Raw genomic sequence first — 6,590 nt, forward strand, 5'->3', positions numbered from 1 at the left:
GTCCTCCACCCCTCCCACCCCCCCCCCCCCCCCCCCCCCCCCACACCCCCCCCCCCCCCCCCCCCCCCCCCCCCCCCCCCCCCCCCCCCCCCCCCTTCGCCGCCCCGGTGGACGGGCGCGGCGCCTCAGGCGTGCGGAGCGCCGTAGTACCCGGCGAGCAGCCGGTGGTACTCGTCGTCGCCGATGTGCTTCTCCCGGTCGAACTCCGGCGCGTCCTCGATGTCCTTCTGCGTACGGGCGAGATAGACCGTGCCCCGGTCGTGGTCGATCGAGGAGACCACGCCGGCCGGCAGCAGGACGTGCCGGCCGAAGATCCACACATGGGTGTCGACGACCAGGCAGGCGGCGCCGGCGTCGTCGACGTACGCCTCCACCGTCCCGACGGTGCCGTCGATCGCCTCGACCGAGTAGCCGGTGAGATCGGTCCCGGCCCGGCGTTCCACCGAGTCCTGGTAACGCCAGATGCTGTCCGTCACAGCGACACCTCTCCTCTCACTTCTTCGGTGTGGTGCGGGCGTAGCGGCGCAGGGCCCAGGCGGGCAGTGCGAACCAGCACACCATGAACCAGGCGACGAGTCCCGCGACGATCCACGGGACCGCGGTGTCGTTCATCGCGACGCGCAGGATCAGCAGCAGCGCCGAGGTGACCGTCGCCAGCAGCAGCACGATCCCGACCATGGACAGTCGCGACGCCCAGACCACCGTCTCGGGCTTGATCCGGTGCCCGGTGACGAACCGGTGGAAGGTCACCGTGCCGATCAGGGCGCCGGTGGTGGCCGCGCCCAGGAGCACGGTCAGCACATAGATGTTCTTGTCGGTCTGCCCGAGCGTGGTGAAGCGCGGCGTGAAGACGACGGTGAGCAGGAAGCCGAAGAGGATCTGCACGCCGATCTGGATGACCCGCACCTCCTGCAGCAGTTCGATCCACCGCCGGTCGGCACGCTCCTCCGGCGTCTCATGACGGCCGTCGGCCGTCTGGCGCGGCCCCAGCGATTCCGGCTTCACCCCGGCCTCACCCGTCTTCGCATTCGTCCGGTCGTGCGGCTACGCCCGCTCGCTCTTCTCGGTGGTGCGGAACGCCAGCTCGTTGTCCCGCACCTCCACCAGCACCTCGTCCCCGGCCGACAGCGCACCGTCCAGCAGCAGCCGCGAGAGCGCGTTGTCGACCTCGCGCTGGATGATGCGGCGCAGCGGCCGCGCCCCGTACTCGGGCTGGTGACCGCGGTGGGTGAGCCAGTCCACGGCCTCGGGGGTGAACTCCACGGAGATGTCCTTGGCCTCCAGCCGGCGCCTGGTGCCCTCCAGCAGCAGACCGGTGATCTGCTGCAACTGGGCGTCGCTGAGCCGGTGGAAGACGATGATCTCGTCGAGCCGGTTGAGGAACTCCGGGCGGAAGTGCTCGCGCAGGCTGGCCAGCGCCCGCTGCCGGGCCCCGTCGCCGCCCGGCGTCCCCGCGATGTCCGCGCCGAAGCCGAGCACCCCGCGACCGCCGCTGAGCGCGTCCGAGCCGAGGTTGCTGGTCATCACGATGACGGTGTTCTTGAAGTCGACCGTACGGCCCTGGGAGTCGGTCAGATGCCCGTCGTCGAGCACCTGCAGCAGCATGTTGAAGACGTCCGGGTGGGCCTTCTCCACCTCGTCGAGCAGCAGCAGCGAGTACGGGTGGTGACGCACCGCCTCGGTCAGCTGGCCGGCGTCCTCGTGGCCGACGTATCCCGGAGGGGCGCCCACCAGCCGGCTGACGGTGTGCCGCTCCTGGAACTCGCTCATGTCCAGCCGCACCATGCGCTCCTCGCTGCCGAACAGGGCCTCGGCGAGCGCCCGGGCCAGTTCGGTCTTGCCCACGCCGGTGGGGCCGAGGAAGAGGAAGCTGCCGATCGGGCGGTTGGGGTCGGCGAGCCCGGCCCGCGACCGCAGGATCGCCTCGGAGACCGCCGTGACGGCGTCGTCCTGCCCGATGACGCGGGTGTGCAGCCGGTCCTCCAGGCCGAGCAGCAGCTCCTTCTCCTCCTGCGTCAGACTGCTCACCGGCACACCGGTCTGCCGCGACACGATCTCGGCGATGTCCTCCGCGGTGACCATCACGATCCGGCCGTCACCGCTCGGCGCCGCGCCCTGGGCCGCCTCGATCCGCGTGGTGAGTGCGTTGATCCGGTCCCGCAGCTCGGTGGCCCGCTCGTACTGCTCCGCGGCGACCGCCTGGTCCTTGTCCACGGCCAGCTGCTCCACCTCGCGCTCCAGGGCCCGTACGTCGGTGGTCTTGGCGCCCGAACGCAGCCGGACCCGGGCACCCGCCTGGTCGATCAGGTCGATGGCCTTGTCCGGCAGGAAGCGGTGCGGGATGTAGCGGTCGGAGAGCTCGACGGCCGCGAGCAGCGCCTCGTTGGTGTAGCGCACCTGGTGGTGCGCCTCGTAGCGGTCCTGCAGTCCGCGCAGGATCTGCACCGTGTCGGCGACGGACGGCTCGGGCACCAGGATCGGCTGGAAGCGGCGGGCGAGGGCGGGGTCCTTCTCGATGTGCCGCCGGTACTCCTCCAGCGTGGTGGCGCCGATGACATGCATCTCGCCGCGGGCCAGGGCGGGCTTGAGCATGTTGCTCGCCTCCAGCGAACCGCCGTCGCCGCTGCCGCCGCCGGCCCCGACGACCGTGTGCAGCTCGTCGATGAAGATGATCAGTGATTCGGGGTGGATGCGGACCTCCTCCATGATCCCGTTCATCCGCTCCTCGAAGTCACCGCGGTACCGCGTGCCGGCGAGGACGGCGGTCAGGTCCAGGGCGACCACGCGCCGGCCCGCCAGGGTGTCCGGCACGTCCCCGTCGGCGAGCCGCTGCGCCAGGCCCTCAACGATCGCGGTCTTGCCGACACCGGCGTCGCCGACCAGCACCGGGTTGTTCTTCCCCCGGCGGGAGAGCACCTCGATGGTCTGCTCGATCTGCTCCTCGCGGCCGATGACCGGGTCGATCCGGCCGGCCCGGGCGAGATCGGTCAGATCGCGGCTGTACTTGTCGAGGGTGGGGGTGTCGTGCTTGGGCGCGGCGCCGTGCTCCGCTCCACCGTGCTGGGGCCCGTGACCGCTCTGTGCGGCGGCCTGCGGGTCGAAGTGGGCGAGGTTCAGGATGCGTCCGGCCGCCGAGTCGGGGTTGGCCGCCAGCGCGTCGAGCACATGCTCCGGCCCGATGTACGACGCCCCGTTGTCCCGCGCCAGCTCGTGCGCGCCCAGCAGTGCCCGTTTGACCGCGGGGGTGACCGCGACGCTGGCCTGCTTGGGGCCCTCGCCGGCGCTGCGGTCGATCTCCGCCGCGAGCGCGTCGGGGTCCGCGCCGGCCTGCCGCAGCAGTGTGCGGGTCGGCTCGGCGGACAGCGCCGCCCGCAGCAGGTGCTCGGTACCGAGCTCGGGGCTGCCGTGCTCGGCGGCGTAGTTGGCCGCGGAGGTCACCAGGTCCCGGGCGGGCCCGCTCATCAGGCGTGCGATGTCGGCCTGGCGGGGTACGGGCTGCCCCGGCTCGCCGCTCCCGGACGTCGCGCCACCGCCGAGGAAGCGCGCGAGGAATTCACTGAACGGGTCCGGGCCGTAACCCTCCGGACCCATGAATCCATTGCTCATGTGTGTCCGTTCCGCTGTCACGGCGGTACCGCGACATGCTGCCTTGCCGGGTTCCTTGGGTTGCCTTCGGGCTCCTGCCTGGCGGGTGCCCGGGGGACGAGGCGTCACACGTCACTGCTCTGCTTCAGGATCGGCTCCCACCGCCCCATCCGCACCCGGGCGGGCCGGGAGCCACCGGACGGCGTCATCTCACATCTCCTGGTGGATGCGGGTCAGATCGGCGGTGAGCGCGTCCAGCCAGATGACCGAGTCGAGCAGGAGCGCGGCGGAGAGCGCGCGGGCCTCCCGGTCGGGGCTGTCGCGCGGGACGGGCGGGGCGACGGCCAGCAGGGCGCGGATGTCGAGCGAGGGGCGCGGCGGGGGCCGCTGGTCCAGGGTGCCGGTGTCGTCGGCGCACAGGCGATGGGCGAGGGCGCGGTAGTCGGCCGCGGTGTCGCCGGCCGCCCGTTGCAGCCAGGCGCCGACCTCGTGGTGGGTGATCCTGCCGGGGCGGCCGGGCAGCAGCCGTTCGCCGCGCCGGGCGTCCGCCCCGGCGACCAGCACCGCGGGCCAGTCCGGCTGCCGGGCGGTCTCCTCCCGCGGCTCGCTCTGGTACTGGGCCAGGCTCTCCTGCGCCAGCGCCAGCGCACGGTTGATCGCCACGATCCCGCCGATGTCGGCCGCACCGGCCGCGGACGTGGTGCCCTGGGCGCCGGCCGCCCTGGTGGGCGCCACGACGTGGGCGACGGTCCGCCCCACGGCGTCGGCGACGGCCGAGCACACGCCGGCCATACTGCGGCTGACCTCCCGCCCCGCGCCCCGCGGCCAGGCCACCAGCCCGCAGGCCAGCCCGATGAGGCTGCCGGCCAGCACGTCCATCAGCCGCACCGGGGCGAGCTGCCAGGTGACGGGGGAGACCTGGGCGAACAGCGTGGCGACGACCAGGGTGAAGCCGCCCTGGGCCCAGGCCAGCCCGCGCAGCGGCCCGGCGATGAAGGCCGGCAGCATCACCAGCGGCAGCAGCACCGCGTACACCGCCGCCCGGTCGTGGACCGCGGCGAGCAGCCCGCCGGCCAGCAGCGCGCCGACCAGCGTGCCGATCAGCGCCTGCCGGACCGCGGAGCGGGTCTCCAGGCTCGTCGTACGGGTCAGCGTCAGCGTCGCGAGCAGGACCCAGAAGCCGTGCTGCAGATCGAGGAGTCCGGCGACGGCACGGGCCGCCGCCAGACCGAGCGCGAACCGGCAGGCGTTCTGGAAGATCACCGAGCGCGGGGTGAGGTGGGTGGTCAGCCGCCGCCACCACAGCTCGGGGGCGTGCGCCCGGGCGTAGCCGAAGGCGTGTCCGGCCGGGTTGCGGTCCACGCCGCGGTCGCCGAGCAGCAGCCGGGTGGCCAGCACCAGGACGACCGCGGCGTCGGCGGCCTGGACGACCTGGGACCTGCGGCGCAGGAAGACCAGCCGGTCGTCGCCGCTCAACAGCTCCAGGGAGTCCAGCGCCCGGTGGGCGCGGGCCGGCGCCAGCTCGCGCTGCAGCGCCTCGGGCGACGGCCCCTCGCCGGGCCGCAGCCGCCCGCCCCGCCGCAGCGCCACGGCCGCCGCACGGGCCGCGTCGCTGATGCCCTGGAGCAGCGCGACCGTCTCCGGGCGGTAGGCGTGCCGCCCCCCGGCCACGGCGTGCAGGGCCGCCAGCCGGGCCAGCAGGGTGCGGACCGCCTCGGCGGCGTGTGCCATCGCCTTGTGGGCGAGAGTGGGGGAGGAGGGCAGGTCGGCCGGCGGTACGCGGGCGGGCCGCAGGGCGTCGGCGGCCGTGCGCGCCCGGACCAGGGCCTGCTCGGGGACCGGCCCGCCGTGGTGGTCCGCCAGGCCCGCGGCGGCGTCGGCGGCCTCGGCCAGCAGCCGCCGGAAGGACGGGGTGTCCGGTTCGGGCAGCACGAGGCGCTCGGCCAGCGCGAGCAGCACGGCGCCCAGCACGAAGCCGGACAACCGCTGGCTCAGGGTGTCCGGCGCGTACGGCGGGAAGCACGGGAGGATGTACAGCAGCTGCATCCCGGGAGCCGCGCCGGCGACCCGCGGCCCGGTGGTGCCCGCGTAGGCGACCAGGAAGCCGATGACGAGCATGCCCAGGACGGCCGCCCAGGTCGCGACGGCCAGCAGGGTGCCGAGCGTCAGCAGCGCCAGGCCCGCGGGGATCGCGGTGAGGACGGTCGCGGCGCGCTGCCGCCCGGATCCCGGGATGCGGGCGAGGGCCCCGAGCGCGACCACGGTGAAGGCCGCGTACACGGACATCACGACCAGCTCGAGCCCGTAGCGGCAGACGTAGAAGGCGACGCAGGACGCGGCGGTCACCCGCAGCGCGTTGCCGACCACCGACCGGTGCGCGCGCAGCACCGCCGCGCCGGGCCCGCCGGCCGCACGCCCCGGGCCACGCCGTGCGGGGACTTCCTGCCGCGGCCTCACCTCTCCACTATTGGCCAGCGGCCCGGGGCCCGCAGCGCACGCCGCCGAGCCAGCCGCCGGCCGCGTCGAACGCACGCTCCGCGGCCGGCAGCGCCCCGAGGGCGCCCAGGAACCCGTGGAAGGTCCCGCGGTACTCCTCGACCCGGGCCGGCACGCCCGCCGCCCGCAGCGCCCGGCCGTAGGCCCGCCCCTCGTCCCGCAGCGGATCGCACTCGGGCAGGACCAGCAGCGCGGGTGGCAGCCCGGTCAGGTCCGGTGCCAGGCCGGGGGAGGCATACGGATGGAAGCCGTCGCCGTCCGGGCCCAGATACTGCTGCCAGTACCAGCGCATGTGGGCCGTGGTGTGGAAGAAGCCGGTCGCGTAGTCGGCGGCGGAGGCGCCGGCCAGGCGGTGGTCGAGGGCCGGGTAGAGCAGGAGCTGGGCCGCGAGCGGGGGGGGGGGGGGGGGGGGGGGGGGCGGGGGGAGGGGGGGGGGGGGAGGGAGAGCACCGCGGGGGGGGCCCCGCGCCACAACACACCACGGTGGAACCAACCACGTTCCGCCTTCG

5 protein-coding genes are annotated in these 6,590 nt (G+C 74.5%); all 5 read right to left on the reverse strand.

What is annotated here, in order from left to right:
* Nucleotides 1-125: 125 nt before the first annotated feature.
* Nucleotides 126-476, reverse strand: a complete 351-nt coding sequence (locus AC0680_RS22850; protein ID WP_478631659.1) for a PRC-barrel domain containing protein — start codon at nucleotides 474-476, stop codon at nucleotides 126-128.
* 16 nt (nucleotides 477-492) lie between these two features.
* Nucleotides 493-1,005, reverse strand: coding sequence for a DUF6328 family protein (locus AC0680_RS22855; RefSeq protein WP_478631661.1), 513 nt, complete (start codon nucleotides 1,003-1,005; stop codon nucleotides 493-495).
* Nucleotides 1,006-1,044: 39 nt separating this feature from the next.
* Nucleotides 1,045-3,606, reverse strand: a complete 2,562-nt coding sequence (locus AC0680_RS22860) for an ATP-dependent Clp protease ATP-binding subunit (RefSeq protein WP_478631663.1) — start codon at nucleotides 3,604-3,606, stop codon at nucleotides 1,045-1,047.
* A 189-nt stretch (nucleotides 3,607-3,795) separates the two neighbouring features.
* A complete protein-coding gene (locus tag AC0680_RS22865; protein WP_478631666.1) occupies nucleotides 3,796-6,042 on the reverse strand; it encodes an FUSC family protein in 2,247 nt (748 codons plus the stop codon).
* 7 nt (nucleotides 6,043-6,049) lie between these two features.
* Nucleotides 6,050-6,553: an alpha/beta hydrolase fold domain-containing protein gene (locus tag AC0680_RS22870; protein ID WP_478631668.1), complete on the reverse strand. Its 504-nt coding sequence runs from the start codon at nucleotides 6,551-6,553 to the stop codon at nucleotides 6,050-6,052.
* Between the last annotated feature and the right edge of the window lie 37 nt (nucleotides 6,554-6,590).

This window comes from Streptomyces sp. NPDC043738 (assembly GCF_056436545.1).